Source organism: Nonomuraea terrae, assembly GCF_004348995.1.
In the GTDB taxonomy this organism is placed as follows: domain Bacteria; phylum Actinomycetota; class Actinomycetes; order Streptosporangiales; family Streptosporangiaceae; genus Nonomuraea; species Nonomuraea terrae.
The window spans coordinates 36,904-63,390 of sequence record NZ_SMKQ01000017.1 but is presented as its reverse complement, the minus strand read 5'-3'; the positions used below and the strand labels follow the sequence as shown (position 1 = coordinate 63,390).

Below are 26,487 nucleotides of genomic sequence, written 5' to 3'. Positions count from 1 at the left end.
CGGTACCCGGCGTATGGCGGGAAAAGGAAGTTTGTGATCCTTGAGGGGGTGAAGAGACAACACGGAGAGGTGCCGTGATGGGGGTGTCCGGGGGCGACAACCGCAGACGTGCGCTGGCCGTGTGCCTGACGGCCGCGTTCATGACCGGCCTCGACGTCAGCATCGTCAACGTGGCGCTGCCGTCGATCCGCGACGGTCTGCAGGCCTCGGACGACGGCCTGCAGTGGACGTTGTCCGGCTACGCGCTCACGTTCGGGTTGCTCCTCGTCCCGGCCGGGCGGCTGGGCGACGCCAGGAGCCGCCGCACCATCTTCATGTGGGGCGTGGTGCTCTTCACCCTCGCCAGCGCCGCCTGCGGCTTCGCCTGGAACATGAACGTGCTCATCGTGGCCCGCCTGATCCAGGGCATGGCCGCCGGCATGCTCAACCCGCAGGTCTCCGGCCTGATCCAGCAGATGTTCCAGGGGTACGAACGCGGCCGGGCCTTCGGCGCGCTCGGCGCCACCATCGGGGTGTCCACGGCCGCCGGGCCGCTGATCGGCGGCACGCTGGTGACCGTGTTCGGGGCCGACCACGGGTGGCGGTGGGTGTTCCTGGTCAACCTGCCGATCGGGGCCGTGCTGCTGCCGCTGGCCTGGCGACTGCTGCCCCGCCCGGTGACCGTGCGCCGCCACGAGAGCATGGACCTGGTGGGCGTGCTGCTGCTCGGCGTCGGCGTCGCCGGGCTGCTGCTGCCGTTCGTCCAGCGCAACCAGTGGGAGGGCGAGGCCAAGTGGCTGCTCGTGCCGGCCGCGCTGCTGATCCTGGCCGGGTTCGTCGTCTGGGAGCGTTACTACGGGCGTGAGCCGCTGGTCGACCTGACGTTGTTCAGGAAGCGGTCGTACCGGCTGGGGTCGACGATCGCGCTGTTCTACTTCGCCGGGTTCACCGGCATCTTCTTCGCCTTCACGCTCTACCTGCAGAGCGGCCACGGTTACAGCCCTCTGCTGGCCGGGCTGTCGATCACGCCGTTCGCGCTCGGCTCGGCCTCGGCCGCGGTGGTCGGCGGCCGGCTCGTGTGGAAGGCCGGGCGGTGGCTGACCGCCGTCGGGCTGACCATGGTGATCGCCGGGCTGGCCGCCACCATGGGCGCCACCTACCTCGTGCCCGGCCAGCACGTGGGCCTGGCCACCGCGCTGCCGCTGCTGCTGGCGGGCATGGGCAGCGGCCTGGTGATCTCGCCCAACCAGGCCATCACGCTCTCCGAGGTGCCGCCCGAGGGCGGCGGCAGCGCGGCCGGCGTGCTCCAGACGGGCCAGCGGCTCGGCTCGGCCATCGGCATCGCGGCGGCCGGCTCGACGTTCTTCGGCTCGCTGGGGGAGGGCTGGTCGACGGCGTTCCGGCACGGGCTGCTCGTCGTGCTCGTCTCGGTGGGGATCGCGCTCCTGGCCGCCTGCTACGACCTCGTACGCACGACCATGGAAGCGCGCTCAGCCGCGCTCGAGTAGCCGGGCCTCCATCGCGGGGTCGAGCCCCACCCGGGGCCGGTCGGGACGCATGGGCGCCGCGCCGCCGATGCCGCGCAGCCAGGCCCAGGTGTCGGCCACCGTCTCCGCCACCGGACGGCACCGCAGCCCCGCCGCGACCGCCCGTGACACGTCGCCCCCGTGCATGTAGGCGTGGTCGTCGCCCGTCAGCCAGATCGGCAGGTCGATCCACGGCCGCACGCCCTCGGCCAGCAGCCGGTCGGCGCCGATCCAGCGCAGCTCCGCGTCGCCCCCGGTCACCCGCACACAGGTGTCGAGCAGCTCGCCCATCGTGGTGAACCCCGGCGGGCTCACCACGTTGAACGCACCGCCCACGCCGCGTCCGGCCGCCTCCAGGCACCACCGCGCCAGGTCGCGGGCGTCGACGTACTGCAGCCCCAGACCGGTCGGCGCCGGCGCGACCACCGGGCCGCCGCGCGCGATCCGGTTCAGCCACCACGGCAGCCGCCCGATGTTCTCGTACGGCCCCAGGACGAGCCCCGCGCGGGCCAGCAGCGCCCGCCCCCCGAACGCCGCCACGGCGCCCAGCTCGGCGCCCGCCTTGTTCTTCGCGTAGTCGCCGTCGCCGTCGTCGGGCGAGGCCGCCACCACGGGCGCGCTCTCGTCGGCCCCGAACCCCGCCCCGTCGGCGTAGACCGAGCGGCTGGAGACGTAGACGTAGTGACCCGCCCGATCGGCCAGCAGCGCGGCGGAGTCGCGGACCGCCGAAGGCGCCCAGGACCAGGTGTCGACCACGACGTCCCACTCGCCGTGCTCCAGCGCCGCCAGCCCGCCGGGGAGCGACCGGTCGCCGCGCAACGCCGTCACCCCCGCGGGCGGCTTGTGGCTGCCGCGGTTGAACGTCGTCACCTGCCACCCCATCGCGCGCGCCTCTTCGACGACCGCCCGCCCGACGAACTCCGTACCGCCCAGCACCAGAACCCTCATGGCACCCACCCTGGCCGCCGGATCGCCCGGGCGGAAGGCGTCCACGCCCTCAGCGGAATCGCCACGGGCGTAAGGCGCGGGGGCGGAGCCCGGTCGCCTCCCGGTCAAGGCCGGGTATATACACTCAGCGTATCCAGTCCCCATCTCCTCGATCGGTATAAGGCCAGATCAGCAGCTGTCATGTTGCGATCGCCCTGAGCGGGTAGATGTCACTCGCAGTGAGGCACGGGGGTGGGAAGATGGCGCGGTTTCCGCGTTCTATTCGGGGTCGCCTGACCACGATCGCGATCCTGGTGGTCGCCGCCGTCCTCGCCGCCGGGTCCTCCCTCACGCTGTCCACCGTGCCCGACAACCTCTACGGCGTCGTCCACAGCAGAGTCGAGCTGGCCGTGCGGCGGGTGGCGGCCGAGGCGCGGGCGGGAGACCTTCCCACCGTGCTCACCCCACCGGCCCGCATCCATTTCCTGCGCGTCATGTCGTCGGACGGCCGGATCATCGCCTCCACTCCCGCCACGGCTCTGCAGGACGCTCACCTGACGGAGTTCCGGCCCGGCGCGCCCGACACGATCACGACCGTCGAGCGAACAGCGGCCAACGGCTCGGAGCCGGAGATCCACTACCTGGTCCAGGCCGTCACCGTGGAGACGCCCGACGGCCCCGTCACCGTGTACGGCGCCTCCTCCCTGTCCGACGTCGACCGGGCGCTCGCCTGGATCGACCTGTTCGTGTTCGTCGGGTCCCCGATCGTGCTCGTGATCGTCGGCGCCATCACCTGGGCCGCGGTCGGGTCGGCCCTGCGCCCGGTCGAGCGCATCAGCGCCGAGCTGGCCGAGATCACCGGGCGCGACATCAGCCGGCGCGTCCCCGTGCCCGACACCGGCGACGAGATCAACGCCCTGGCCCGCACCACCAACCACACCCTCGACCGTTTGGAACGTTCCGCCGAGACGCAGCGCCGCTTCGTCGCCGACGCCTCCCACGAGCTGCGCAGCCCGGTCTCCGCGCTGCGCACCCAGCTGGAGGTCGCCAACGCCTACCCCGACGAGACCGACTGGAAGGCCACCGGCGCGCGGACCCTGGCCGCAGCCGACCGCCTGGCCACGATCATCGACGAGCTGCTGATGCTGGCCAGGCTCGACGCCGGCGCCGTCGCGCCGCGCCGGGTGGTCGACATCTGCCGCATGGTGAAGGACCAGGCACGCGATCGCGAGTGCGGCCGCGTGCCGATCTTCCTGCGGCTGTGCACCACCGCACCGGTCTGCGGCTCGCCGGTGCAGCTCGACCGGCTGCTGACCAACCTGCTCGACAACGCCACCCGGCACGCCGCCACCCGGATCGAGGTGGAGGTGTCCGTACACCAGGGGCAGGTGGTCGTGACGGTCACCGACGACGGCGACGGCATCGCGCCGGAAGACCGGGACCGGGTGTTCGAGCGGTTCACCCGGCTGGAGAGCGCCAGGGCGAAGGACAAGGGCGGCAGCGGGCTCGGGCTGCCGCTGTCGAGGGAGATCGTCGCCGCCCACGGCGGCAGCCTCACGGTGGCCGACCACCACCCGGGCGCCCGCTTCGTCGCCGTCATCCCGCTGTACGAGGGCGTCTGAACCCCCGGCTCTACACTTTGGGCATGGATCTGCGCGAGCTCTCCGACGAGATCGAGTCCATCTCCCGCCGCTACGCCGCGCACGTCGGCATCGAGCGTGACGACACCTGGTTCCTGCTCAAGCTCCAGGAGGAGATGGGCGAGCTCACGCAGGCGTTCCTGATGCGTACCGGCCGGGCCAGGCGGAAGGGCCGCACGGACGAGGAGCTCGACGCGGGGTTCCGCGAGGAACTGGCCGACGTGCTGTGCCACGTGGTGCTGATGGCCCGCCACCACGGGGTCGACCTCACCGGTGAGATCGAGCGCAAGTGGCTGGCCTGGAAGGACGCATAGGCCTCGTCACCGCCGCCCGCCGAACTGCCAGTCGTGGACCTCGATGTCGGCGTACCTGTCCGGGGTCAGGACGGCGCGTGCCGCCTCCGGGTCCGGCGCCCGCGTCAGTGCCGCCGTACCCAGCCAGGTGGTGCCGTCGTCGGACAGCAGCGGCCCATACGCGATCAGCTCGTCCCGGTCGGACGGCGGGTCGAGGTCGGCGGCCTGCCCGGAGCCGAGGCCCAGCACCAGATACCGGTTGCCGCCGTCCCGGCCGCCAGGGAAATCCCACATGGTCCGCCCCAGCACGTTGCGCCATCGGCGCAACACCACGTCCCGGTACACACCGGCCTGGTAGTTGGGCTCGTCGAAGACGAACGCACGCGCGGTGGCGACATCCGGCAGGTCGACGATGTGCACGCTGCCGGTGGCCGTGTCGCCGCCGCGGACCAAGGTCGGGCCACGGGCGATCAGCTCCGCCTCGTATCGGTCCATGTAGGACCAGTGCTCTTCCACCAGTTCGTCGCGCAGCGCCGCGGAATCAGGCCGATCGCGGTGATAACAGAAGAATTCCATGGCGACAGACCTACCATGCGGCCCGTCCTCTGGCTCCCGACTGGGGTCCCGTCAGGGAACCCAGTCGGGAGCCATGGGTGGTCAGCCGGCGACCGTGATGCGGTTCGTGGCGGGCGGAGCGATGGGGTTGTTCTGGCCGAGGTAGTCGACGAAGGCGTCGATGTCCAGCGGCCCGCTCCACAGGTCGGTCCCCTCGGTGAAGGCGAGGAACGCGTCGCCGCCGCCCACGAGGAAGTTGTTCGCCGCGACCCTGACGGTCTGCGTGTCGGTCACCGGAACTCCGTCGATCCTCATGTCGGAGACCTTCGAGCCCCAGGGAGCGCTCGCGCTGTAGGAGTAGGTGAAGTTCGCCGACGGCTGCAGGATCTTGGTGAACGCCTGGTTGTTCGGGCCGCCGGTGAACTGCTGCTCCAGCACCGTCTTCAGCTGCGCCCCGGTCAGCGTGACCACCTGCATGAGGTTGTTGAACGGCTGCACCGTGAACGCCTCGCCGTACGTGACGACGCCGTCGCCCTCACCGGCCGGCGAGCCGGCGTAGGACAGCGAGGCCCGTACGCCGCCCGGGTTCATCAGGGCGATCTGGGCGTTGCCGCCGGTCCGGGTGGCGGCCAGCTGCGCGTCGGCGATCAGGTTGCCGAGCGGCGACTCGCCGGACGGCCCCGCGGTGCTGGTGATGTCACCGGTGATCGTGCCGACCGCCCGGTTGGCGACGGGCGCCACGCGGTCCTTCCACGTCTGCACGAACGCGGAGATCTCCCGGTCCGGGGCGACCGTACGGGTCACGACGTGGTTGTCGGCGACCACCGAGGAGCGCACGATGTCGCGGCTCCTGGTGTTCACCTTCAGGTCGACCTGCGTGATCACGCGTCCGAACGAACCGCCCTGCGAGTACAGCCGGTCCCCGCCCGCCGGGTCCTTGACCGTGCACAGGTACGCCTGGTGGGAGTGGCCGCTGAGGATCAGGTCGATCTCCGGGTCCACCTGCGTGGCGATGCGGTTGCCGGCCCCGGGGGTGGCGGCACAGGCGTCCGGCGACTGGCCGGCGTTCACCTGGTCGCCCTCGTGCACCAGCACGACCTGGGCCTTGACGCCCACGAGCTTGAGCAGCTTGGAGGCGACGTCGGCGGCCTTGACCTCGTCCACGAACTTGAGGTCCTTGATGCCCTCGCTCGTGACGATGTTCGGCGTGGTCTGCGTGACCAGGCCGATGAAGCCGATCGGGACGCCGTTCATCCACTTGACGCTGACCGGCGGCAGCGCGGGCACGCCCCAGCCGTCCAGGAGGTTCTTGACCTCGGCCGAGTCGGCGCCGCCGAGCGCGGCGAGCGCGTCGGTCTTCTCGTGCGGGTTCTTGAACAGCACGTTCGCGCCCACATAGTCGAACCCGGCGCCCTTCCACGTGCCGGCGGGGGAGCAGCCGTCGACCGGGTGGCAGCCGCCGTTCATGATGCGGCGCAGCTCGGTGTAGCCCTCGTCGAACTCGTGGTTGCCGACCGCGGCCACCTTGAGGCCCACCTTGTCCATGAACTCGATCGACGGCTCGTCGTGGTAGGCGGCCGAGATCAGCGGGGAGGCGCCGATGAGGTCGCCCTGGGCCACGGCGATGGTGTTGCGGTCGGTCAGGGCCTTCATGTGCGTGGCCACGTACGCGGCGCCGCCCGCGTCGACCGTGTTGCCGTGCTCGTCCACCATGCGGCCGGAGGAGCCGGTCGGGGGCTCGAGGTTGCCGTGGAAGTCGTTGAGCGCGAGCAGCCGGACGGGGACCGTCGGAGGGGCCTTGCTCGCGTTCGCCGGGAGGGTGGCCAGCAGGACCGCACCCGAGGTGACGGCTCCGGCAAGCGCCAGCCGGAGTAAGGAACGAGACGTCATGCCCCAAGACGTTACGACCTGATCTCGAGCAGCCGATGGCGCAAAGGTAACGATTTATCCGGATACCTGCTGGCGGTGTTTGCCAGTCGTCCGCCTAGAGTGGCGTTCTGTGAACGTGCGCGTGAAAGTCTCCGCCCGGCTGGACGACGAGGAGATCGCCGAGGTGCTCGGCCTCGTGGAGGCGGCGGCGCGAGCCGACGGCGTCCACCCGCTCAACGAGCAGTCGATGCTCCACGTCCGCTACGGCGGCGACTCCGGGGCCCGCTCCCTGCTGCTGCACGCCGGAGCCGACCTCGTGGGCTACGCGCACGTCGATCCGGCCGACGAGGGCGCGAGCGTCGAGCTGGTCGTCCACCCGGACCACCGCCGGCACGGCCACGGCACGCGCCTGCTGCGCGAGGTCATGGACGTCACCGCCGGGCGCCCGCGCCTGTGGGCTCACGGCGACCACGCGGGCGCGGCAGCGCTGGCGGCCTCGTTCGGGCTGGCGCGCGTACGCTGCCTGTGGCAGATGCGCCGCCCGCTCGACGCGCCCCTTCCGGACTACACGCTGCCGCCGGAGGTCTCGCTGCGCACGTTCGTGCCGGGACGTGACGAGGAGGCGTGGCTCAAGGTCAACGCCGCCGCCTTCGCCCACCACCCGGAACAGGGCGCCTGGACGATGGACGACCTGCTGCGGCGCGAGCGAGAGCCGTGGTTCGACCCCGAGGGCTTCTTCCTGGCTGTCCGCGGCGACCGGCCGGCCGGCTTCCACTGGACGAAGGTCCACGACTCCCTGGGAGAGGTGTACGTCGTCGGCGTCGACCCCTCCCAGCAGGGCACCGGTCTCGGCCGGGCCCTCACCCTGGCCGGCCTGACCCACCTGCGCTCGCGCGGCCTCGCCCAGGCGATGCTCTACGTGGACGAGGCCAACACGGCGGCCATCAGGCTGTACGAGTCACTCGGCTTCTCCCGCTGGGACGTCGACGTGATGTACGCCCCCACCGGCTGAACTATTCGATGATCGCGTGCATGATGAAGTACGAGATCGCGGCGACGAGGGCGGCGGCCGGGATGGTGAGGATCCACGCGGTCACGATGTTGCCCGCCACGCCCCACCGCACGGCGCTGAGCCGCTTGGTGGCGCCCACGCCCATGATCGCCGAGGTGATCGTGTGCGTGGTCGAGATGGGAGCGCCGAACCCGATGGCGGCCACGTACAGCACGGTCGCCGCCGCCGACTCCGCGGCGAAGCCCTGCGGCGGGTCCAGGGCGATGATGCGCCGCCCCAGCGTCCGCATGATGCGCCAGCCGCCCGCGTACGTGCCGAGGGAAATCGCCGCGGCGGCGGCCAGGATGACCCACTGCGGGATGGGGTCGCCCGGGTCGGCGAAGTCACCGACGACGAGGGCCAGGAAGATGACACCCATCGTCTTCTGGGCGTCCTGCAGGCCGTGCCCGAGCGCCATGGCGGCGGCCGAGACCGTCTGCGTGTAGCGGAAGCCGCGGTTGGTCTTGCCGGGCTGGCTGTTGCGGAAGATCCAGTAGATTGCGATCATGATCAACGCCGCGAGGGAGAACCCGACCAGCGGCGAGAGGATCATCGGGATGACGACCTTCTCGAGAACGCCGTCCCAGTGCACGACGCTGGCCGAGGCCAGCGCTGAGCCGACCAGGCCACCGATGAGCGCGTGACTGGAGGAGGAGGGCAACCCGAAATACCACGTGATCAGGTTCCAGACGATCGCGCCGATGAGCGCCGCGGCCACGATCACCAGGCCGTGCGAGCCGTTCGGCGCGTCGATGATGCCGCTGCCGACGGTCTGGGCGACCTGTGTGCCCAGGTGAGCGCCGATGAAGTTCATGGCCGCCGCCATGAACAACGCGGCCCTGGGCGTCAGTGCCCGGGTCGAGACGGAGGTCGCGATGGCGTTCGCCGCGTCGTGGAAGCCATTGGTGTAGTCGAAGACGAGCGCGATGACGACCACACCGATGACGAGGGCGAGCGTGAGGTCCACGGGCCTAGCTTTCCTTGACCGCGATCGACTCGACGGTGTTGGCGACGTGCTCGAAGGCGTCGGCCGCCTGTTCGAGGGCGTCGACGACCTCCTTCATCTTCATGACCGTGAGTGCGTCGTACTCGCCGCTGAACAACTTGGCCAGCAGCCTGCGGTAGACCTGGTCGGCCTGGTTCTCCAGGCGGTTGACCTCGATCCAGTACTCGTTGAGGTTCTTCATCGAACGCAGCCGTGGCATGGCCTCGGCGGTGAGCTCGGCGGCCCGCTCGAGCACCTCGACCTGACGGACGACGTCCTTCGGCAGGTGGTCGAGCTGGTAGAGCACGATCAGGTCGGAGGCGGCCTCCATCGCGTCCATCACGTCGTCGAGGTTGGAGGCGAGGCGGTAGATGTCCTCGCGGTCGAACGGCGTGATGAAGCTCTCGTTGAGCCGGTTCATGATGGCGTGGGTGCGTTCGTCGCCGGCGTGCTCGCAGGCGCGCATCTTCTCGGCCAGGGCTTCCCTGTCCGAGCCGTCACTGATGATCTCCACCAGCAGGCGGGATGCCGTGACCAGGTTGTTCGCCGAGTCGGCGAACAGGTCGTAGTAGCTGTCCTCACGTGGCGTGAGACGCAGGCGCACGTCGTTCTCCAGATGTGCGGGGATGGTCCGTGGAAGAGGGTATGGCCTACCAGGCGAAATGCGAACTTCACATCCCGTTCGCCTTCTGGCTACCCGACGTAGGTTGTGCAACACCGAGGATGTACGTACTTTTGGGGCTTTTTTGGCAGCTCGGACTGCCTTCGACGTCGTTCAGAAGAGTTGCTGGCAGTACGGAAACGAGACTTGGTTACCGCGACGTTCCTCGAACGTTCACCTGATGTTCATCTCAAACCTTCGTGCGGTGGAAGTTGCGGTACGACCGCGACGGGGTGGGGCCGCGCTGCCCCTGATAGCGCGAACCGTACTTGCTGGACCCGTACGGATGCTCGGCGGGGGAACTGAGCCTGAACACGCACAGCTGCCCGATCTTCATTCCCGGCCACAGCTTGATGGGCAGCGTCGCCACGTTCGACAACTCCAGCGTGACATGCCCGCTGAACCCCGGATCGATGAACCCGGCCGTCGAATGCGTCAGCAACCCCAGCCGGCCGAGCGAACTCTTGCCCTCCAGCCGCGAGGCCAGATCGTCCGGCAGCGAGACGACCTCGTACGTGGAGGCCAGCACGAACTCCCCCGGATGCAGGATGAACGGCTCATCCCCCTGGGGCTCGACCATCCGCGTCAGATCCGGCTGCTCCTCGGCTGGGTCGATGTGCGGGTAACGATGGTTTTCGAACACCCTGAAGAAGCGGTCGAGCCGGACGTCGATGCTGGACGGCTGGATCATCTCGGAATCGAACGGATCGAGCGAGAGCCGCCCGGCGTCGATCTCAGCAAGGATGTCACGGTCAGATAGCAGCACGGTGAGCAACTTACCGCCCGCCCGGAAACTCTGCGGGTCCGGGATTGCTGAAGAGCGCCAAGTTTCCGCTACAGTGGTGGACGGCGACCGCGAGTCGCACGCGGGTGTAGTTCAATGGCAGAACATCAGCTTCCCAAGCTGACAGCGCGGGTTCGATTCCCGTCACCCGCTCTCAGCACGAAAGCCCAGGTAGACCGATGGATTCGGTACCTGGGCTTTGATCTTGTCGGGGCCTGTTCGATCTTCACGGGCCATTAACGGGCCATTAGCGGGCCATTAGCGCGTGATCACCCTGCCGGGACCAGTTCATCTGCGTCGCCGTCATCGTCGCGCGTGCCGAGTTGCCGATCGATGGCGTCAGTGATCATTTCGTCGGCTCCTCTCACGGCGTGCTGGTAGATCATGGCCGCCCGGACGTTGTCATGTCCCATGCGCGCCATGAGGTCCTTGAGGCCCGCGCCGGACTCGGCGGCCAGCATGTTGCCCGTGTGCCTCAGGTCGTGGAAATGAAGCCCGGACAAGCCCATCTCGGTGACCACGTCCACCCAGCGTGTACGGCTGTTGAAGCCACTCCGGCGAAGTGGTCCGCCCTTGGCTCCCGGGAACATCAGCGCGCCCGGCTCGTCTCGGACGTAGGTGTCCATGTGCTCTTTGAGGATGGGGACGATGCTCTGCGGGATGCCGACCGTCCGGCGTCCGGCCTTCGACTTGGGTGGTCCCAGCACCAGCCCACCCGCAGAGCGTTCGACGAAGGCGACCCGGACACGGACCGTGCGCGCCTTGAGATCGACGTCCATCCGGCGTAGCGCGCTGACCTCACCCCAACGCAGGCTGGCGAAGGTGGCCAGAAGCACCATCGCGCGGAACCGCCGATCTTGAGTGGAGTCGGCCTTACCCTCCATGCCCATCTTCCACAGCGCCCGGTCGGCCTCCGCCCGCGTGAGAAAGCTCTCCGGATGCGTCCGCATCTCGCCGTGTCGTCGGAAGCGCAGCCGGTACGCGCCGTCCTTGACCTTGCGGACATTGCCGATCGGACGCAGCCCCACCCGGTCGGCCAGCTCGAACACCTGGGAGACGGCGAGCACCGGACGCTCTTCCGCGTGCTCGTCGCCGGCCCCACGGATCCGGCACGGGTTGTGCGGGATGATGCGGTCATCCTCGGCGGCGGTCATGAGTACGGCCCTCAGCAGCCGGTACGCCTTGGCCGTCATGCTCACCGATACGCCGTTGCCGAGCAGATCGGCCCGCCACTGCCGAACGGTTGATGTGCTGATCTTGGCTATCTGAACGTGGCCGAGATAGGGGGCGATGTGCTTCTTGAGCAACCAGCGATAGAGATCGACGGTCCGGGGTCGCAGGCCAGGGCGCTGGGCGATCCAGGTTTCGGCGTAGTCGCTCAGTTTGACCTTGCCGCGTTCTGGATCGTTCCATTCGCCCTTGATGATCTGCGCCTCGATCAACGACAGCGCCCGCTCAGCATCGGACTTGCGTTCGTAGGTCTCGGTGCCGGTCCGCATCCGGCCGTCCGGTCCGGGATAGCGGATCTGGTAGCGGCCGGACTCGCGCTTGCGGATGTTGCCGAAACGGCGGTGGTTGCCCTTGTTCGCCATCAGGCGGCCCTCCCGGATGCGTCGAAGGTCGTCATGGGAGCGACGGTGCCTGCGACGACGAAGGCGACCAGCGCGGACTCACGGATGCGGACGTGCCGCCCGACCTTCACGAACTCGATCCGGCGTTCGGCGATCAGTCGGCGGACGAAGCGAACCGAGGTGTGCAGCAGTTCGGCCGCTTCCGGGACGGTGAACAGTTGGTCCAAGATCTCCTCCTCTCAGGCTGCCTGCGGATTTGCCGAAAGTTCTTCGAGCTGTCTCAGGTGGGCTCGCCATCGCTGGCGTTCGGCGATGGATCGAAGGAGCCGGACGCCGATCGGTGCGAGATCGGGATCGCCCGGTCTGACCGGTTGCCAGACGTAGCGGTGCGGGTCGGGGCGCTCGTCGGGCTGGCCGAGAGCTTCCAGGACCCAGGTACGGCGGTCCTGCTTGTGTTCGGCGAGCGTCTTGTTGCTCCACTTGCGGGAGACGAGGACCCGGCGACCGGCGTAGCCGAGGTGTTCGGGCTTGTGAGCCTTGGACCTGCACCGGCCGGGCATCATGCCGTGCTTGGCGTTCTTGGGCTGCACGCCGTACCGCAGCCAGTTCGGGCAGGTCGGCGAGCACGGCTCGTAACGCAGGGCATCGACGAAGCGGGCCGCGTGCTCCCGCTGAGCCTGACCGTCCAGGGTCTCGCCGAGGCTCTTCGTCAGGTACTTGGACAGGTACCGGATGCACTGGTCGGCGTCCGGCGATCCGGCGAGCACGCCCTTGACGTCCACCTGATCGCCGAAGCGGATCACGTGCATGGGCTCGTCGCCGAGCTCGTCGAGAGCTTCGTCCCACGTGGGCAGGATCTCGCCCGTGGCAGGGTCCGCGTAGCCGATGCCGTCGTTCCAGACGGGCAGGTGGTCACCCTCGAAGCGGGCTTCATCCGCCTGAGGCCACCAGACCTGGTGATAGGTCGCCGCCGCAATCTGCTTCATCTCGGCGCGCGGCAGGGTGCCCCGGATGGCCATGTGAAGATGCGGAGCGAGCCGCTTCTGAGGCTCCACAGTGGCGAAGTACTGCACGTCATAGCCAGCGACGCGGCGAAGGTTCTGCACGAACCGGTCCACGAGCTTGGAGAAGTGCAGCGCGTCACGGGCTGCCCGAACGTAGCCGTACGTGTCCGGATCGACGGGCACGCCGTTCATGACCTTGCCGTAGCTCGGCAGGGTGAGGGTGACGAACAGAGAAGGCCGGTAGGTCCTGCCGTCCGCCGCCTCGAAGGTCCGGCCCAGGGTCGTGCTCGACATCTTCCGCTTGGGTAGGTCGGGCGCGTCCTGGCGGCGCTTGGTCGAGCGGACCCGCTTGGAGCCCGTGCGGCCCACCACGTTCCCGCGCATCCCGGCCTCGTTGATCTCGATGTCGAGCCCGGTGAGCACGGCGTCCAGGTCCGAGGTGTCGCCGCCGGCCTTTGCCTCCTCATCACACTTGGCCTGCATGTCGGCGCGGAACTCGACGAGCCAGCGCTGCCCGTCGGTCGGTTCGTCCGGTGTGATGATCGGCTCCTCGTCGAGGTGCCAGCCCTCGCGGCACTGTGCCATGCGGAGTTGCCGGTTGCGCTTGGCGCACGGAGGACACTTGCTCTCCAGCGGTGAGCCGCACGGGACATCGACGACCTCCGACTTGCCGGTCGTCATGTCGAGCCGCCTGAGTGCCACGGGCCGGATGCAGACGCCGTGAAGCTTGGCGATCTCCTTGGCCACGTCGCGGGCGAGCGGCTGGGCCATGCGGACAGCGCGCGGAGTCTTGCGGTCGGTCAACGGACCTCCTCTCCGACCTCGGGAAACGTGAGCGCGGTCTGTCCGCACTCAGAGCACTCGACCAGGCCACGCACCGTGTCGAGCCACAGGACGTTCAGCGCGCCGCACGAAGCGCAGCGGAGGCCGTCGAGGAAGTAAGCCAGCGTCATCGGACCTCACCGACCATCGCGCGGATGTCGTCGTCGGAGACGTACGCGGCGCGGACACGGATCGGATCGGGGCTGCTCTCCAGCCGCACGTATCCGACGCCAGCGCCACGCTCAGGACGAGGAGAGATGCGGTCGGCCAGCGCGCCGCGATCTCGTGCCCCGTCACCGAGCACCATGTCCACCTGCTCCGACTCGTCCAGCCGTAGAGCGATCTTGTCCGGGAAGAGGTTGCGAATGTTCATGACCTCCTTGCGAGGGTCCTGGAGTGCCGCCAGGACGCCGACGCCGACCGCGCGCCCTTGAGTGGTCAGCGTGGCCAGGGCAGCCGAGATGCGTTGCCTGAGCTGCCTGTCGGACTGGTAGGCGGTCAGGAACGCCACCTCGTCGACCACGACCAGGACGAAGGGATCATCGAGGGTGGGTGTGTGCGACCGCTGAACCCCGGCGAAGCGAGCCGCCCTCTTGTGCATGACGCTCACGGCCTCATCGAGCAGGTCAGCGCACTCAGCGGGATCGGCCGCGTACCGACCGCCGAAGAGAGCCCTGCCGTACGACAGCTCCATCAGCTTCGGGTCGAGCGCCCAGACCTCGACCAGGCCGGCACGCATCGCAGGCATCAGACCGCGAATCGCTGACCAGATGATCGAGCCCTTGCCCGCTCCAGTAGCACCGGCGACGAGGACATGAGTCCCGTGCAGCCGGAGGAGCCACGGTGAGCCGTCCTCTTGCCTACCGATCTCGACCGGCCCGACAGTCGGCGTATCCGGGACTGGAAGCGCTGCTGTCGGCGTAGCCAGTGGATCGTGACGTGGGAAGGTCAGCACGAGGTGACCGGCCTTGGCGACCGAGACGCGGCACGACTCCGACCCGAAGCCATGCGACAGGTTTTCGATCCGGTCGGACCAGTCCTTGACCGCCTGGCCGTCGAGCATGCGAACGGTGAGCCTGTCGGCCCAGGAGTCGGAGGTGACCCTGACCAGCCGCGGAATGTACTCCCGTCCGCGTATGTGCCGAGCGAGACCGGCGACGGCCATGACCGGTTGCCAGTGCCGCCGGTAGATCCAGAACCAGCGGGCGAAGGCGAGCAGCCGCCAGCCGATCCACCGCTTGAACGTCGGCCTGTCGAGCATCGCCCAGGCGCCCATGGCCACGAGAGCCGGAACGACGAGCAGCAGCGCGGCGCGCCAGCCGTACACGAGGCAGAGCCCAGCCGGAAGGGTGATTGCCGCCAGCGCGACTGGATGCCGCCAGACCAGACGGAAAAGACCGGCTACGAACCGGACGAGGAAGAGGACCAGAGTGATGATGGCCGGGGTCTGCACCACGGCCGGTTTGAAGACCACCGCCGTATCGGGGGTGGTGGAGACGATGCGGTGCGGCTCGTCGCCGGGCATCCTCTTGAACATTAGGGTGAAGTCCTTCCAAGCATGTCGCGTGTATGTGGAAGACCGAGGGGCCGCCGGAAGTTGCCGCTTCCTGCGGCCCCGCTGAGTGTCAGGCCGCCTCGTTGCGGGCCTTGAGCCGTCCCATCACGCCGCGTCCTTGGCAGCGGGCGTGGCGGCCTTACCGGTCGGGCGAGGAGCGCGCATCTCGCGAACCTTGATCGAGTACGCCAGCCTCCCGGCCTGGTTGACGTACGGCGTGGCGGTCATCTGGTCGAACTCGACGGGTGTGAACGGCAGCCCGGCCATCGGAGCCGGAGGAACCGGCTGAGTCGGGCTGAGCAGCTTGACGGAGACGGTCTTCTGAGCCGCCTTGAGAGTGGGGTCGGCGTCCATGACGCTGACCTGCCAAACAAGCTCTCCGCTCTGCTTGTCGCGGGTCTGGACGAAGCGCCCGTTGGTCGAAGCGTCGAAGTCCTTGACGGGCTCGACCTCGCCCACGATGTAGCAGCCGTGCGGGAAGACCATGTCGAACGTGACGGGGATGGGACCTTGCAGTGCCATGAGGCTTGCTCCTAGCTAGTTGTCTTGTCGCCAACTCGTCTTGTCGAGTTGTCATGAAGGTACCCGCAGATCAGGGACTCGACAACACGAGTTAGCGGGAATTCTTCAAGATCTTTTTCGGGGTCGCGACAAATACATCCATTAGCCATTGCGGCATTGAGGATGTATCGGTTGAAACGATGACCAACCTCACGGGTGAGAAGCGAGTCAGACGCGACGAGCCTTGGGGCCACCGCCAGGCGGGCCAGGTGGGCGATGTATCGAAGTCGCCAAGAACGAAGCACGCAATTGGCAACTTGCCATGTATAAGTTGACCCACGCGGGAGGAGAAAGCCGTGAGGCGAAGAATCGCCCCGTCTCGGACCGTGCGCTCGGAAAAGGAGCGCCGCCGAAATGGGCTTTTGGTGAGTCTAATGGGCCACTATCGGGGATGCCCTGTGTTGGACCGTTAGATAGGTGTTCGGCAACCGCGTGGCCATTCGGCCTGCGCACTCCACGCCGCCATCGTTCGTCGGATCGATGAGCAAGCCCTCGTTGTCGGAGGTTTGGTGCAGTATCAGCACACCGAATCACACCAAATCACGGCGAGACAGGAGATCAGGATGCCGCCCACCAACCAGCAGATAGCCGGCCACACCTTTCTCAAGGGCATGTATCAGGACGGCTACTACCCCGACCATGTCGTTGACAAGGGCAGGGAGATCCTCCTGCGGCTGTGCGAGCGCATCGAGGCCGATGGGCCATCGGATCTCGCGGCGCTGTACGCCCTTACCCATGCGGCGACGGAGGAGTTCAACGAGCTGGAGGCCGAATTCGAGGCGGCCGACAGCGAGATCGAGACCGTGGCTCGCGAGGTGATCGCCGAGGACTTCTGCTTTGTGGCGACGGCCTACGGGTTCGCGGACGCGGACGTAGAAGAGTTGATCGCGACCCGCGATTGGTGACGCGCCAGCCTCCGGCCAGGGCGGATTCAGGAGCGGACGCCGAGGGTCCGCAGGTCGGCGCGCACCTCCAGGCCCCACAGCCGAGGTCGAGCGCCGTTGCAGCAGCGCCGACCACGACTGCCACATATGGGACGACGCTGTTCTAGAGCGAATAAGAGTCCTCTAGCTCGTGAAGCTCGCCGGGCAGCACCAAGTCCACAACGAGCACAGGTCGCCCTCCGCCGTTGAACACGCTTGCCAGCACCCCAAGGACTGGCGTGGTCTTGCTGATGTCCATGAGCTTGGCCTCGTCAGCTGAAGGGTGCCTGGCACTCAGACGTTCGACGACATGTTGAAGCTTGAGGCCCTTGCTCGCACGAAGATGCTGCCTGATACCAGCGGTTAGCGGCCGCACCTCGCCGAGCTGCGTGCCCTCAGCCCGATGCGCAGGGCACCAGACCATGAACAGATCGGTTGGCCGCTCATCGTCGCGGAACAGGACGCGGCGCCGTACCACCGGAGACCCCTCCGGTATGTCGAGTAGCTTCGCAATCGGGGCGGGCACCGCCAGAGGCCCAGCGTCAATAACTGAGCAGTTCTCCTCGGCTTCCACGCGGTCTAGGACAGCCCGTCCAGGCCGAGCGCTCTGTTCTGCCGAGCCGGGTGGGGGCGCCTTCACAAAGGATCCCTTGCCATGCTCCCGCTCGATAATTCCGCGGAGCTGGAGGACTTGAAGCGCCCGAACGACTGTGGGACGGCTTACCCCGAACTCTCGAACAAGCTGAGTCTCAGAGGGCAGCAGGGAATTGGGAGGATAGGTCCCGTCCGCGATCTTCTGCCTGATCGCCTGCACGATCTGGGCGTACTTCGGTGGCGCGAACTCTTCAGAGGACATGACGACCATCCAACAACTCGACTTGTCGTAAAGACTAGTTCGAGTTGGGCATCCTGTCTTCCCCCTCAGCGAGGGGAAACGTACGAGCTGGTGGAGGAACCATCTGACTGCGCAACAGACAGCTCCTCCACCAGCACCAAGACGCGACCGAACGGCACCCCTGTATTCGCCGACCGCCGCGCCCGCCTATCGAGCCTCACCGTTGAGGAGAGCAATCCAGACGTCTTGCGCCTTCTTGGGCTGCCAGCGATAAGTCTCGTCAACCTGCTGCACCACCCCATCGAGACGCGTAGTCCGACGGATGTAGGCAAGGCCACCCTCGCGACACCGTTCGTAAACCGTGTCCTCGCACTCGCAGGTGTACTCGATCACGCGCGGTGGACCCTGCTCACGGGCCACCTCCCGCCAGAGCAGACGCATGTGGTCCGGCCGAGGCGGACTGACGTGAGGTGCGAAACAGCCGACGTAAATGTTCACAGCGCACCCGCCCGACCGGTCCCGTTGCACCGCCAGCAGTCATCGCGGTGTCGGTCATCGGGAGCGGCATCGCCTGAGTTGTTCTCGGCTACCACCACGGCCCGGCGGAGGCTGATGTATTTCCAGCCTTTCCCCGAGCAGGAGTTACACGGCGCAGTCATGCGACGAGAATTGCCCGAGGAACTGTCACGTCTCGATCGCTCCCGAGTACCTTCTGTGATCGGCTCGTCTCTTTTCGTCTCCTCTTGGTCTCGTCCGAGCCCGTCTCTGTCGCTAACCTGGGCCCTATATGGCACCCCAGCCCGAGGCGCGGATCATGACTGACCAGCCGATTCTGTTGAAGGCCCTCCTGACACAACGCCACTGGCAGACCTACAGCACGTTCTGTAAGGAGTACGACAAAGCCGCTAAGAAGGTGGACCCGTCGTTGCAGGGCGGTTGGCCGAGTCGAGCGCAGCTCCACCGATGGCTGAACGGGGAGCTCAAGGGCTTGCCGTACTCGGGCCACTGCCGTGTCTTGGAGGCAATGTTCCCGGGCAGGTCGGCGCATGACCTGTTCGCCGCGACCGCCGTCGAGATCCCCACGCAGAGATCAGATCCGGAGCCAGCCAGAAGCGCCGGCCCCGCGGCCGCCTGTGCCCTGCCACAGATGGCTGACGTGACTGCCGTCTTCAGTAGCCGCTCGGCCTTCTCCTCTGCTTACCCGGCCTCGTCGATGTTCGACGACGCGAAGGAGATCAACGCGGCAGGCCTCTCGCTCAACATCCTGTGCCAGAGCTACCCCGACCACCAGCTCAAGCGTCTGCTCGACTCCGGCACGCGCATCCGCTGCCTCTTCCTCGACCCGAAGGGCCAGGCGATCCGCGCCCGCGAAGCGGAAGAGGGCTACACCGACAGCACTCTGACGACCCTCACAGTGCTCAACATCAGCATCCTGACCAGGTTGCGCGATCGGCTCGACACCACATCGGCTCAGCGCCTTGAACTCCACGTCTACGACGAGACGATCCGGTTCAACTTGCTCTTCGTGGACCGGGCGTTGTGCGTGGTCCAGCCGTACCTGCCGCAGGCACGTGGGGTCGATTCACCTACCTTTGTGATCACGGACAACACCGCCGCAGAGGGGTTGTTCCCCGTCTTCGACCAGGTGTTCAGGGATATGTGGGAGCGGAGCAAACCTGTATGACCATCGACGCCCGGACTCTTCTCCCGATCGCTGAGCGCGCCGTGTCGATCGCCAGCGAGATCATCCGTACCAAGGCTCCCGGCGTCGTCACGGCCAAGGGTGACCGGGACATGGCGACAGAGGTGGACTACGCCGTTGAGCATGCCGTGCGGGAGTTCCTGTCCCGCGAGAGTCCTGAGATTGGATTTCTGGGCGAGGAAGAAGGCGTCAGCCACCTGGGCGACGGCCTGATGTGGGCGCTGGACCCCGTGGACGGAACAGCCAACTTCCTGCACGGCATCCCGCTCTGCGGCGTCTCTCTGGGTCTGCTCGACAAGGACACGCCCACACTCGGAGTGATCGACCTGCCCTTCCTCAACCTCCGCTACGCGGCGGCCGAAGGTGCCGGCGCTGTCGTCAACGGCTCAGAAATCCGGGTAAGCGATGCCCGCGAGCTGCAGACCGCGATCGTGGCGATCGGCGACTACGCCGTGGGGGAGAACGCTGACGAGCGCAACCGACCGCGGCTTGCCCTGACCGAAGAGCTCGCCGCTCGGGTGCAGCGCATCCGGATGTTCGGCTCGGCCGCGATCGATCTCGCATGGGTTGCGGACGGCAGGGTCGACGCGAACATCATGCTCAGCAACAACCCCTGGGACACCGCAGCCGGAGTCATCATCGCCCGAGAAGCCGGAGCGACGGTGGTCGATCTCGACGGCAGCCCGCACAGCATGACCGCGCACGCGACCATCGCAGCAAGCCCCAAGCTCATAGCCGATCTCGTGGAACTTATTGCCGAGGCCCGCAAGGTCATGGTGTTCGACCGGGAAGTTGCCGAATAGCTCTTGTAAGTATCAAGCGGCGGCGCGCCGCGCCGCCGTACAGCGGCCCGTCGCTTGCCCGCCGCCCGGGCATGCGGCCTGGGGGCCGGTCCCGGGCGGCAGCAGCACGGGCCGCCACGCCGACCGTGGCGCCCGCCGTACTGAGCAAGCTCACCGACCCCAGCGTCACGCCGCCGCACGAATGCAGCCCTACGATCGCCACGTGTGGGCCGGCCTCAGGTAGTGGCTGGGGGCGATCGACGATCCGGTGCTTCGTTCCTCAGCACCGGCTCACCGGATAGCGGTGTCCTCAGGTCGCGAAGCCAGGCATGTGGCCGCTGACTCGGTCATAGGTAGACAGCGGATCGTCTGTGCGCCCTTTCGGGATTTGGCTGCTGCCCATACTCTGTGCCCCAACGACAACGATCATGCATCGAAAGGGGTCATCAGTGCTGCATACCTGGGTCAGCACCGCAGGAGGTCCACTAATCGCCGTTCCCCAGTCCGAGCTAAATACGTGGGCGGGTGTGGACGACAACGATGGTCCCGTTGAGACCTGGGGAGACTACGGCCGCGCCTGTGCCGTTGAGGGCTACATCGGTACCGTCACCGTTGGTGCACAGCAGGCCCTTGTTCTCGGCGACGAACCCGCCATGACCACCTATCTGCCGACCGAACGCCTCTTCCTGCGCTGGGCCGCCGCATACTCCGAAGCCGAGCTGGTAACGGCAGCCAAGCGAGCTCTGGCGGCAGGGCCGGAATGGGACGATGACGAAGACCTGAATTGGGAGGTACGGGAGTCAGTTGTGCTCTTCGACTCCGCCATCCCCGGTGCTGAGCTGGAGCCTGACGACCGACTCATTATTGATCTCGAGTCTGGCCAGTACAGGGTTCGAGCGACCTACACGAAGGACGAGGACAACTGGATGATCCTCGTCCAACTCCAGCCGGCAACCCGGCGCTCCAACTCTGGGATGATCGCCGAGGGCGTGCCTACCATCGCGAGCCCATCAGTGGCTGAGTAAGGTCCCTGGCGCGCCTTGCGCGAGAAACACCAGGTCGCAGGCTGATCGCCGGGCCATTAGCGGGCCATTAAGAGGGGTAACGAGGGGTCAACCATGGTCACTCAGGACCGGCTCTCTGCCCAGCTCAGCGCCCTATCAGGCCGTGATCGATGCAGTTCCCAAGCTGACAGCGCGGGTTCGATTCCCGTCACCCGCTCCAACTGGTGAGGCGCAGGTAGGGACATTAATCCCGACCCTGGCCTCGATTGTCGTAGCCTGAGCGCAGTCCTGAAGCTAGCCCTTGTCCTGCGTGTCAGCGGTGAACGGGAACGCATCGTTGACTAGCAGTTCCGTCACCTTGAGCAGGCGGCGATGGTAGTCATAAGCGTCGTGGAAGGGGGATGGGTAGCCCAGGTGGCGCTCCAGATGCCTGCGGAGTTTGCGCAGGCACCTGAGGAGAGTGGCCTTATGTCCTGAGCCGGCCGTGCCGTTGTTGCGCAGGTAGGCCGATACGCAGTCGGCAAGAGCGGCGTTCAGTTCGACGAGGTCGTCCCTCTCTGAGCTCGGTACGTCAGGGAATGGGACGGGTACATGCTGCGCCCACAGGACCCCAATCTCTCGGACCATCACCCGATGACCTTCTGGCCCAGGCCATCTCCATCCATGCAGGTATCGCACCTCCAACGCCATCGGACTACGGCGATGCTTTCGCTTTTCGAGGCGGCGCCGGTCGGCGAAGGCGTCGATCTCCGCGAGCCAGGCGTTCCGGCTGAGTTCCAGCATGTCCAGCGCCCGGATCAGAGCCAACTCATCGCGTCGAAGGTTTCCTGCCGTGGTCAGGTATGACCAGGTCGCGTTGAAGCCGATCGGGTGGTAACAGCTGACTGCGCACCTCAGTGCGCGGAAGCGCCCTCCGTAAGGAAGATCACGGTCGCGAACGCGTCTGGCGTATGTCCCGAAGCCCACAGCACGATCATCTCTTACCCGAGGCCTTGGCACGCTTCCACTTCGGGTGGGTCGAGGGCAGACGGGATGATCTCAGACGGACGAGATGCGCGCGTCGCGTGAGAAACACCAGGTCGCGGGTTGATCGCCGGGCCATTAGCGGGCCATTAAGAGGGGTGACGAGGGGGCAACCACGGTCACTCAGGACCGACTCGTCGCCCAGCTCAGCGCCTCATCCGGCCGTTATCGATGCAGTTCCCAAGCTGACAGCGCGGGTTCGATTCCCGTCACCCGCTCTCATGGTGAAAGCCCAGGTAGGCCGGTGGATTCGGTACCTGGGATTTGATCTTGCCGGGCTCGGGTCCACGCACAGGTCGGTCACACGGAGTCGGAGCCCTCCTCGTTAGAGAATCTGCGGCGAATGACGGCCCAGGACATGAGAGATGACCGTCTCGGCGGGTCTTCCGAGCACTCGCTCCAAATCAGGGGTCTGCTGCTCCAGCGCGCCTGCGCGTACCTGGGCAGAGATCCAGCTCATGGGGCCCGGTCCGGCGTCCGGCACCTCGCGGTAGGTCACTCCCAGTGCCTCGGCCACCTCGGGATAGCTCCACAGGGGCCCAGTGAAGTCGTACGCCTTGCCCAAATGTCCCTCACCCGTCAGCACGTTCGCTGCCGCCTCGGCCAAGTCCGACCGGAACGCCGTGTTCAGGCTGCGGCCCCCGGTGCTGCTGGTGGTTTCTCCGCCGGAGACCTGCGGGACGAACGCGTCGCTGTAAAAGGGATGACGCAACAGCGTGTACGGCAGACCGCTGTCAAGGATGGCCTGTTCGGTGGCGTGATAGGCCTCAGTCATGCCGGTGGCGACGGTATCGGCTCCCAGGAAGCTGGTGAAGACGATGGCACCGACGCCGACGTCCTTGGCGGCGGTCACGGCGGCCAGGTGCTGCCTGATCCTGCGGGCGGAATCCAGTTCCGGGGAGGAGATCAGAAGGAGACGGCCGGCCCCGTCGAAGGCCTCACGCAGACTTGCCGGGTCGTCGTAGTCACCGCGCCGTACTGGAACGCCTTCGGGAGCCCGTTCGGGATCACGCACCACGGCCACCACCTCCGCCCGGGTACGCAGATTGCTGATGACGAGGCGGCCGAGTGCACCGGAAGCGGCTGAAATTGCGATCACTGAAAAGACTCCTTTTGTGAACAGTCGCACCAGTGAACTCCCGCCGAGTGACGCTGCGCCACTCATTTCCGGCCAGCCTCGGCTAGGCCAGGGGTGCTCAGCTCAGGAGCCCGCGAGAAGCCGGCCGTGCAGTTGGCCGCCGCTTCACAGAGGGCGACGCCCTCGCAGACTGCCCTCAGCTCCGTACCATTGTCGCCGAGTCTGTCGAGAAGAGCAGTTCAGGGTCCTGATCGTGGGCCATTAGCGGGCCATTGCCCAGGGTGACGAAGGGTCAACCACGGTCACTCACGACCGGCCCGACGCCCGGCTCAGCCGCCCTGGCTGGCGTACTCGATGTAGTTCCCAAGCTGACAGCGCGGGTTCGATTCCCGTCACCCGCTCTCGGAGAGCCCTGCTCGCCGCCCCTCCGGGTCGGCTTCGCGGGGCTCTTGTGCTTGTCGGGGGATGACCCGAGCCCCCGCGTGACACCCTCACCGTACGGTGCCACCATCGCAGGTCGCGCTTCTGCTCAGGCATTGGGAGTCATCGATTCGCCGTTCCTCGGACTGCTACTCGGCAGCCGAAGAGGTCGGCGCCCAAGTCAATGGTTCCGACAATCAGGTGAGCGACGCCCGCGAGCTGGACAGCACGCCGCACCGACCACCGGCACGCTGCCGCACTCAGCCCGCCGCTTGGCTGGACACTCTGTCCGACCGGGATCACGCCGCTGTCGAACGGCTCGCTGAATGCGGCGACCGGATGCCGTACGGTCATGCCCGCGACTTGGGTGACGGGTTGTGGGAGTTGCGTTTGATATAACACACCACTCGGTGCGCCTCACCTACTGGCTGGCCGAGGGTCGCCGGGCGGTGCTGCTGACCGCCTTCTACAAGACGCGAGATAGGCAGCCACGCGATGTGGAGCGCGCCCGCAAGGCGATGGCTGAGTGCATGGTCGGCGCTTGCCCCCTCGTCTTTGGAGACCTGGACGGATGCAGAGCGCGGGTTCAGGCAGAGCTTTCACCGTTCTGCGTGTCGTGCCTGTTGGCCGCGGCCGGGATGTGGGGGACCACGGGGGTCAGCATTGCGGAGCCGAGGATCGCCAGTTTGTCCGCGTCGTCCGTGCCGGGATCGGGGTGATAGACGACGAGCATGATGCCCTCCGTCCCGGCGATGAGAAGTTTCTCCCTGTTAAGAGTTATTTCGCCCACCTGGGGGTGGTTGAAGGGCACTGCCGCGCCGGCCCGGGGCCGCACGTCGTGGCGGGCCCACAGCTGCCGGAAGAGCGGACTGGCCAGGGAGAGCTCGCCGACGAGTTCGATGACGCGCGGATCGTGGGTGTCGGTGCCGACTGCCTCGCGGAAGCCGGCGACCAGCCCGGCGGCGGCTCCCTCCCAGTCGGGGAAGAGAGCCTGCTCGCCGGGGTCGAGGAACACGTCCCGCAGCCGGTTGGCACCCGCGACGAGGCGCGGCGAGAGGGCCGTGGCCAGCGGATTGGCGGCGAGGACGTCGAGGTAGCGCCCCTCGACGAACGCGGGCACGGGGAGCATCGCCACAAACTTGGCAGTGCTGGGCGGGACGGTCTCCCTCCGCTGGCGCTGCTGGCGGCGGGGCTTTTCGGCGGCGAGGCCGAGCAGGTACGCCCTCGTGTCGTCGTCGAGGCGCAGAACGCGGGCGAGAGATTCGAGGACCTGCAACGACGGGTTGCGGTCGCGACCACGTTCCAGGCGCAGGTAGTAGTCGGCGCTGATGCCGGCCAGCATGGCAACTTCCTCGCGGCGCAGGCCCGGTACGCGCCGCACGCCCAGGACGGGCACGCCCGCCTCTTCGGGGGTGACGAGCTCACGGCGAGCGCGGAGGAAGGCGCCCAGCAGGTTCGGCTCCTCGGTCATAATCCACACGGTAGGCCGCGAGGGACGCCCGTGTGGGGGCCCTGTCAGACCCCTGGCTCGCAGGGGCTCTGGCTCGGCTTGGTCGCCAGCCGGATCGTTGTCGACGGCGCTGACATGTCGCGAAGCCGCCTGACCATCCCAACGATCATCGGAGCGAGCAAATGATCACAAACAAGCAGCGCGTCCTCGTCACCGGCGGGTCCGGTTTCATCGCCGGCCACTGCATTCTCCAACTCCTCGAGCAGGGCTACCTCGTGCGCACGACTGTGCGGTCACTGAAGCGTGAAAGCGCAGTGCGGGCCGTGCTCGCTGACGCCGGCATGGTGAACGGCGACGCTCTGAGCTTCGTCGCAGCCGATCTCACGAGCGGCACGGGATGGGCCGAAGCCGTCAGCGGGTGCGACTTCGTGCTGCATGTCGCTTCTCCTGTGCACACCGAGAACGTCAAGAACGAGGATGACGTCATCGTCCCCGCTCGTAACGGCACTCTGCACGTGTTGCGAGCCGCCCGCGGCGCTGGCGTCAAGCGGGTCGTGCTCACCTCAGCATTCCACGCCGTCGGCTTCGGTCACCCCCACACCGACCACACCTTCACCGAGGACGACTGGTCCGTCCTCGACGGACCGGGCGTGGACGCTTACGGCAAGAGCAAGATCCTCGCCGAGCGCGCCGCATGGGATTTCATGTCGGCCGAAGGCGGTTCGATGGAGCTCACCACGATCCTGCCCGTCGCAGTCATGGGGCCCGTGATGGGCAAGGAGATCTCCGGCGCGAACCACATCGTGCAGCGAAGCCTTGACGGGCAGATGCCGGGCTACCCGAACATGTGGGTCCCGATCGTCGACGTGCGTGACGTGGCAAGTGCCCACGTGGCGGCTATGACGGTTCCCGGCGCCGCAGGGCAGCGATTCCTCATCACCGGCGGGCCCGCGATCGCGATGAAGCAGATCGGGGCGACCCTGAAGGCACATCTCGGTGACGCCGCCAGGCGGGTGCCGACCCGGACCATCCCGAACGTTGTCGTGCGGATCGCCGCCCTGTTCTCGCCGGAGTTCCGCTCCGTCGCGGCTGATCTCAACTACGTCAAGAAGGTCTCGAATGAGAAGGCCCGCCGCGTGCTGGGCTGGCAGCCGCGCAAGTCGGAGGACGCTATCATCGCCTCCGCCGAAAGCATGATCGCGAAGTCGCTCGTCAAGAACTGAGTCACCTCATCGGCCGCGGTCGCGGATGATTTGAGTACGACAAGGCGGCCAAGTAGGTGGCCCCCTTGTTCATTGCCGTGTGCCCGTTGCGTGCCCGTTCGTAGGGTGGCCGACGGGGAGTCACGGGTACTCACAGTCACTCGGCCAAAATCTGCCCAGTTCGGCGTTTCCCCTGTTCAGAGGCCATGATCTTGAAAGAGTTCCCAAGCTGACAGCGCGGGTTCGATTCCCGTCACCCGCTCTCAGTGTGAAGGCCCAGATGGG

Annotated in this window: 24 protein-coding genes, 1 tRNA gene and 1 pseudogene; 10 read left to right on the top strand and 16 right to left on the bottom strand. The window is 67.1% G+C overall.

Annotation, left to right across the window (positions count from 1 at the left end):
* The first annotated feature begins 77 nt into the window (after nucleotides 1–77).
* Nucleotides 78–1,487 (top strand): MFS transporter, encoded by a 1,410-nt coding sequence (locus tag E1286_RS09205; RefSeq protein ID WP_132610691.1) that lies wholly within the window; start codon nucleotides 78–80, stop codon nucleotides 1,485–1,487.
* Here the strand turns inward: E1286_RS09205 and E1286_RS09200 are convergent.
* Nucleotides 1,470–2,453, bottom strand: coding sequence for an NAD-dependent epimerase/dehydratase family protein (locus E1286_RS09200; RefSeq protein WP_132610689.1), 984 nt, complete (start codon nucleotides 2,451–2,453; stop codon nucleotides 1,470–1,472). The genes E1286_RS09205 and E1286_RS09200 overlap by 18 nt on opposite strands.
* 239 nt (nucleotides 2,454–2,692) lie before the next feature.
* Between E1286_RS09200 and E1286_RS09195 the strand changes: the two genes are divergently transcribed.
* Both E1286_RS09195 and E1286_RS09190 read left to right on the top strand, forming a co-directional pair.
* Nucleotides 2,693–4,054, top strand: coding sequence for a sensor histidine kinase (locus E1286_RS09195; protein WP_132610687.1), 1,362 nt, complete (start codon nucleotides 2,693–2,695; stop codon nucleotides 4,052–4,054).
* Between the two features lie 23 nt (nucleotides 4,055–4,077).
* The gene (locus tag E1286_RS09190; protein WP_132610685.1) at nucleotides 4,078–4,386 is read left to right on the top strand and encodes a nucleoside triphosphate pyrophosphohydrolase family protein; all 309 of its coding nucleotides are present in this window, start codon (nucleotides 4,078–4,080) and stop codon (nucleotides 4,384–4,386) included.
* Nucleotides 4,387–4,392: 6 nt separating this feature from the next.
* On the opposite strand, the gene E1286_RS09185 is transcribed toward E1286_RS09190, so the two are convergent.
* Both E1286_RS09185 and E1286_RS09180 read right to left on the bottom strand, forming a co-directional pair.
* The gene (locus tag E1286_RS09185) at nucleotides 4,393–4,941 is read right to left on the bottom strand and encodes a YciI family protein (RefSeq protein WP_132610683.1); all 549 of its coding nucleotides are present in this window, start codon (nucleotides 4,939–4,941) and stop codon (nucleotides 4,393–4,395) included.
* 81 nt (nucleotides 4,942–5,022) lie between these two features.
* Complete coding sequence (locus tag E1286_RS09180; RefSeq protein ID WP_132610681.1) at nucleotides 5,023–6,810, bottom strand: bifunctional metallophosphatase/5'-nucleotidase; 1,788 nt, start codon at nucleotides 6,808–6,810, stop codon at nucleotides 5,023–5,025.
* A gap of 109 nt (nucleotides 6,811–6,919) precedes the next feature.
* Here E1286_RS09180 and mshD point away from each other — a divergent pair, with 109 nt between their 5' ends.
* Nucleotides 6,920–7,801 carry a mycothiol synthase gene (gene mshD, locus E1286_RS09175; protein WP_132610679.1) on the top strand — a complete coding sequence of 294 codons (882 nt, stop codon included), beginning with the start codon at nucleotides 6,920–6,922 and terminating at the stop codon, nucleotides 7,799–7,801.
* 1 nt (nucleotide 7,802) lies between these two features.
* Here the strand turns inward: mshD and E1286_RS09170 are convergent, their stop codons facing one another.
* The 3 genes from E1286_RS09170 to dcd all read right to left on the bottom strand — a co-directional run bounded on the left by E1286_RS09170 (nucleotide 7,803) and on the right by dcd (nucleotide 10,252).
* Complete coding sequence (locus E1286_RS09170) at nucleotides 7,803–8,807, bottom strand: inorganic phosphate transporter (protein WP_132610677.1); 1,005 nt, start codon at nucleotides 8,805–8,807, stop codon at nucleotides 7,803–7,805.
* 4 nt (nucleotides 8,808–8,811) lie between these two features.
* The gene (locus tag E1286_RS09165; protein ID WP_090770239.1) at nucleotides 8,812–9,429 is read right to left on the bottom strand and encodes a DUF47 domain-containing protein; all 618 of its coding nucleotides are present in this window, start codon (nucleotides 9,427–9,429) and stop codon (nucleotides 8,812–8,814) included.
* Nucleotides 9,430–9,676: 247 nt separating this feature from the next.
* On the bottom strand, nucleotides 9,677–10,252 hold the full coding sequence (gene dcd, locus E1286_RS09160; RefSeq protein ID WP_132610739.1) for a dCTP deaminase: 576 nt from the start codon (nucleotides 10,250–10,252) through the stop codon (nucleotides 9,677–9,679).
* Nucleotides 10,253–10,352: 100 nt separating this feature from the next.
* Between dcd and E1286_RS09155 the strand changes: the two genes are divergently transcribed.
* Nucleotides 10,353–10,423 (top strand) — tRNA-Gly (locus tag E1286_RS09155).
* Between the two features lie 116 nt (nucleotides 10,424–10,539).
* On the opposite strand, the gene E1286_RS48800 is transcribed toward E1286_RS09155, so the two are convergent.
* The 5 genes from E1286_RS48800 to E1286_RS09125 form a co-directional block, all read right to left on the bottom strand.
* Nucleotides 10,540–11,862 (bottom strand): tyrosine-type recombinase/integrase, encoded by a 1,323-nt coding sequence (locus E1286_RS48800; protein WP_187368142.1) that lies wholly within the window; start codon nucleotides 11,860–11,862, stop codon nucleotides 10,540–10,542.
* Nucleotides 11,862–12,068: a helix-turn-helix domain-containing protein gene (locus E1286_RS09140; protein ID WP_246074613.1), complete on the bottom strand. Its 207-nt coding sequence runs from the start codon at nucleotides 12,066–12,068 to the stop codon at nucleotides 11,862–11,864. The genes E1286_RS48800 and E1286_RS09140 overlap by 1 nt, the downstream gene beginning before the upstream one ends.
* Before the next feature lie 12 nt (nucleotides 12,069–12,080).
* Nucleotides 12,081–13,616, bottom strand: coding sequence for a replication initiator (locus tag E1286_RS09135; RefSeq protein WP_132610735.1), 1,536 nt, complete (start codon nucleotides 13,614–13,616; stop codon nucleotides 12,081–12,083).
* A gap of 178 nt (nucleotides 13,617–13,794) precedes the next feature.
* Nucleotides 13,795–15,204: an FtsK/SpoIIIE domain-containing protein gene (locus tag E1286_RS09130; RefSeq protein WP_132610673.1), complete on the bottom strand. Its 1,410-nt coding sequence runs from the start codon at nucleotides 15,202–15,204 to the stop codon at nucleotides 13,795–13,797.
* 123 nt (nucleotides 15,205–15,327) lie between these two features.
* Complete coding sequence (locus E1286_RS09125) at nucleotides 15,328–15,744, bottom strand: plasmid replication, integration and excision activator (protein ID WP_132610671.1); 417 nt, start codon at nucleotides 15,742–15,744, stop codon at nucleotides 15,328–15,330.
* Nucleotides 15,745–16,346: 602 nt separating this feature from the next.
* Between E1286_RS09125 and E1286_RS09120 the strand changes: the two genes are divergently transcribed.
* A complete protein-coding gene (locus tag E1286_RS09120; protein WP_132610669.1) occupies nucleotides 16,347–16,688 on the top strand; it encodes a DUF5713 family protein in 342 nt (113 codons plus the stop codon).
* 142 nt (nucleotides 16,689–16,830) lie between these two features.
* Here the strand turns inward: E1286_RS09120 and E1286_RS50020 are convergent, their stop codons facing one another.
* Complete coding sequence (locus E1286_RS50020) at nucleotides 16,831–17,280, bottom strand: UTRA domain-containing protein (RefSeq protein WP_246074621.1); 450 nt, start codon at nucleotides 17,278–17,280, stop codon at nucleotides 16,831–16,833.
* Nucleotides 17,281–17,355: 75 nt separating this feature from the next.
* A pseudogene (locus tag E1286_RS50015) lies at nucleotides 17,356–17,562 on the bottom strand (GntR family transcriptional regulator); the annotation flags it as partial.
* A gap of 793 nt (nucleotides 17,563–18,355) precedes the next feature.
* Here E1286_RS50015 and E1286_RS09110 point away from each other — a divergent pair.
* The 3 genes from E1286_RS09110 (at nucleotide 18,356) to E1286_RS09100 (ending at nucleotide 21,050) form a co-directional block, all read left to right on the top strand.
* Complete coding sequence (locus E1286_RS09110; protein WP_132610665.1) at nucleotides 18,356–19,225, top strand: DUF5919 domain-containing protein; 870 nt, start codon at nucleotides 18,356–18,358, stop codon at nucleotides 19,223–19,225.
* On the top strand, nucleotides 19,222–20,046 hold the full coding sequence (locus E1286_RS09105) for an inositol monophosphatase family protein (protein ID WP_132610663.1): 825 nt from the start codon (nucleotides 19,222–19,224) through the stop codon (nucleotides 20,044–20,046). Before E1286_RS09110 ends, E1286_RS09105 begins: the two co-directional genes overlap by 4 nt.
* A 407-nt stretch (nucleotides 20,047–20,453) precedes the next feature.
* Nucleotides 20,454–21,050: an Imm21 family immunity protein gene (locus E1286_RS09100; RefSeq protein ID WP_132610661.1), complete on the top strand. Its 597-nt coding sequence runs from the start codon at nucleotides 20,454–20,456 to the stop codon at nucleotides 21,048–21,050.
* A gap of 273 nt (nucleotides 21,051–21,323) precedes the next feature.
* On the opposite strand, the gene E1286_RS09095 is transcribed toward E1286_RS09100, so the two are convergent.
* The 3 genes from E1286_RS09095 to E1286_RS09085 all read right to left on the bottom strand — a co-directional run bounded on the left by E1286_RS09095 (nucleotide 21,324) and on the right by E1286_RS09085 (nucleotide 25,021).
* On the bottom strand, nucleotides 21,324–21,812 hold the full coding sequence (locus E1286_RS09095; RefSeq protein ID WP_132610659.1) for a hypothetical protein: 489 nt from the start codon (nucleotides 21,810–21,812) through the stop codon (nucleotides 21,324–21,326).
* 565 nt (nucleotides 21,813–22,377) lie between these two features.
* Nucleotides 22,378–23,151 carry an NAD(P)H-binding protein gene (locus E1286_RS09090; protein ID WP_223189734.1) on the bottom strand — a complete coding sequence of 258 codons (774 nt, stop codon included), beginning with the start codon at nucleotides 23,149–23,151 and terminating at the stop codon, nucleotides 22,378–22,380.
* Between the two features lie 985 nt (nucleotides 23,152–24,136).
* Nucleotides 24,137–25,021 carry a helix-turn-helix domain-containing protein gene (locus tag E1286_RS09085; protein ID WP_132610657.1) on the bottom strand — a complete coding sequence of 295 codons (885 nt, stop codon included), beginning with the start codon at nucleotides 25,019–25,021 and terminating at the stop codon, nucleotides 24,137–24,139.
* A 161-nt stretch (nucleotides 25,022–25,182) separates the two neighbouring features.
* Here E1286_RS09085 and E1286_RS09080 point away from each other — a divergent pair, with 161 nt between their 5' ends.
* Nucleotides 25,183–26,223: an SDR family oxidoreductase gene (locus E1286_RS09080; protein ID WP_132610655.1), complete on the top strand. Its 1,041-nt coding sequence runs from the start codon at nucleotides 25,183–25,185 to the stop codon at nucleotides 26,221–26,223.
* Nucleotides 26,224–26,487: the final 264 nt, after the last annotated feature.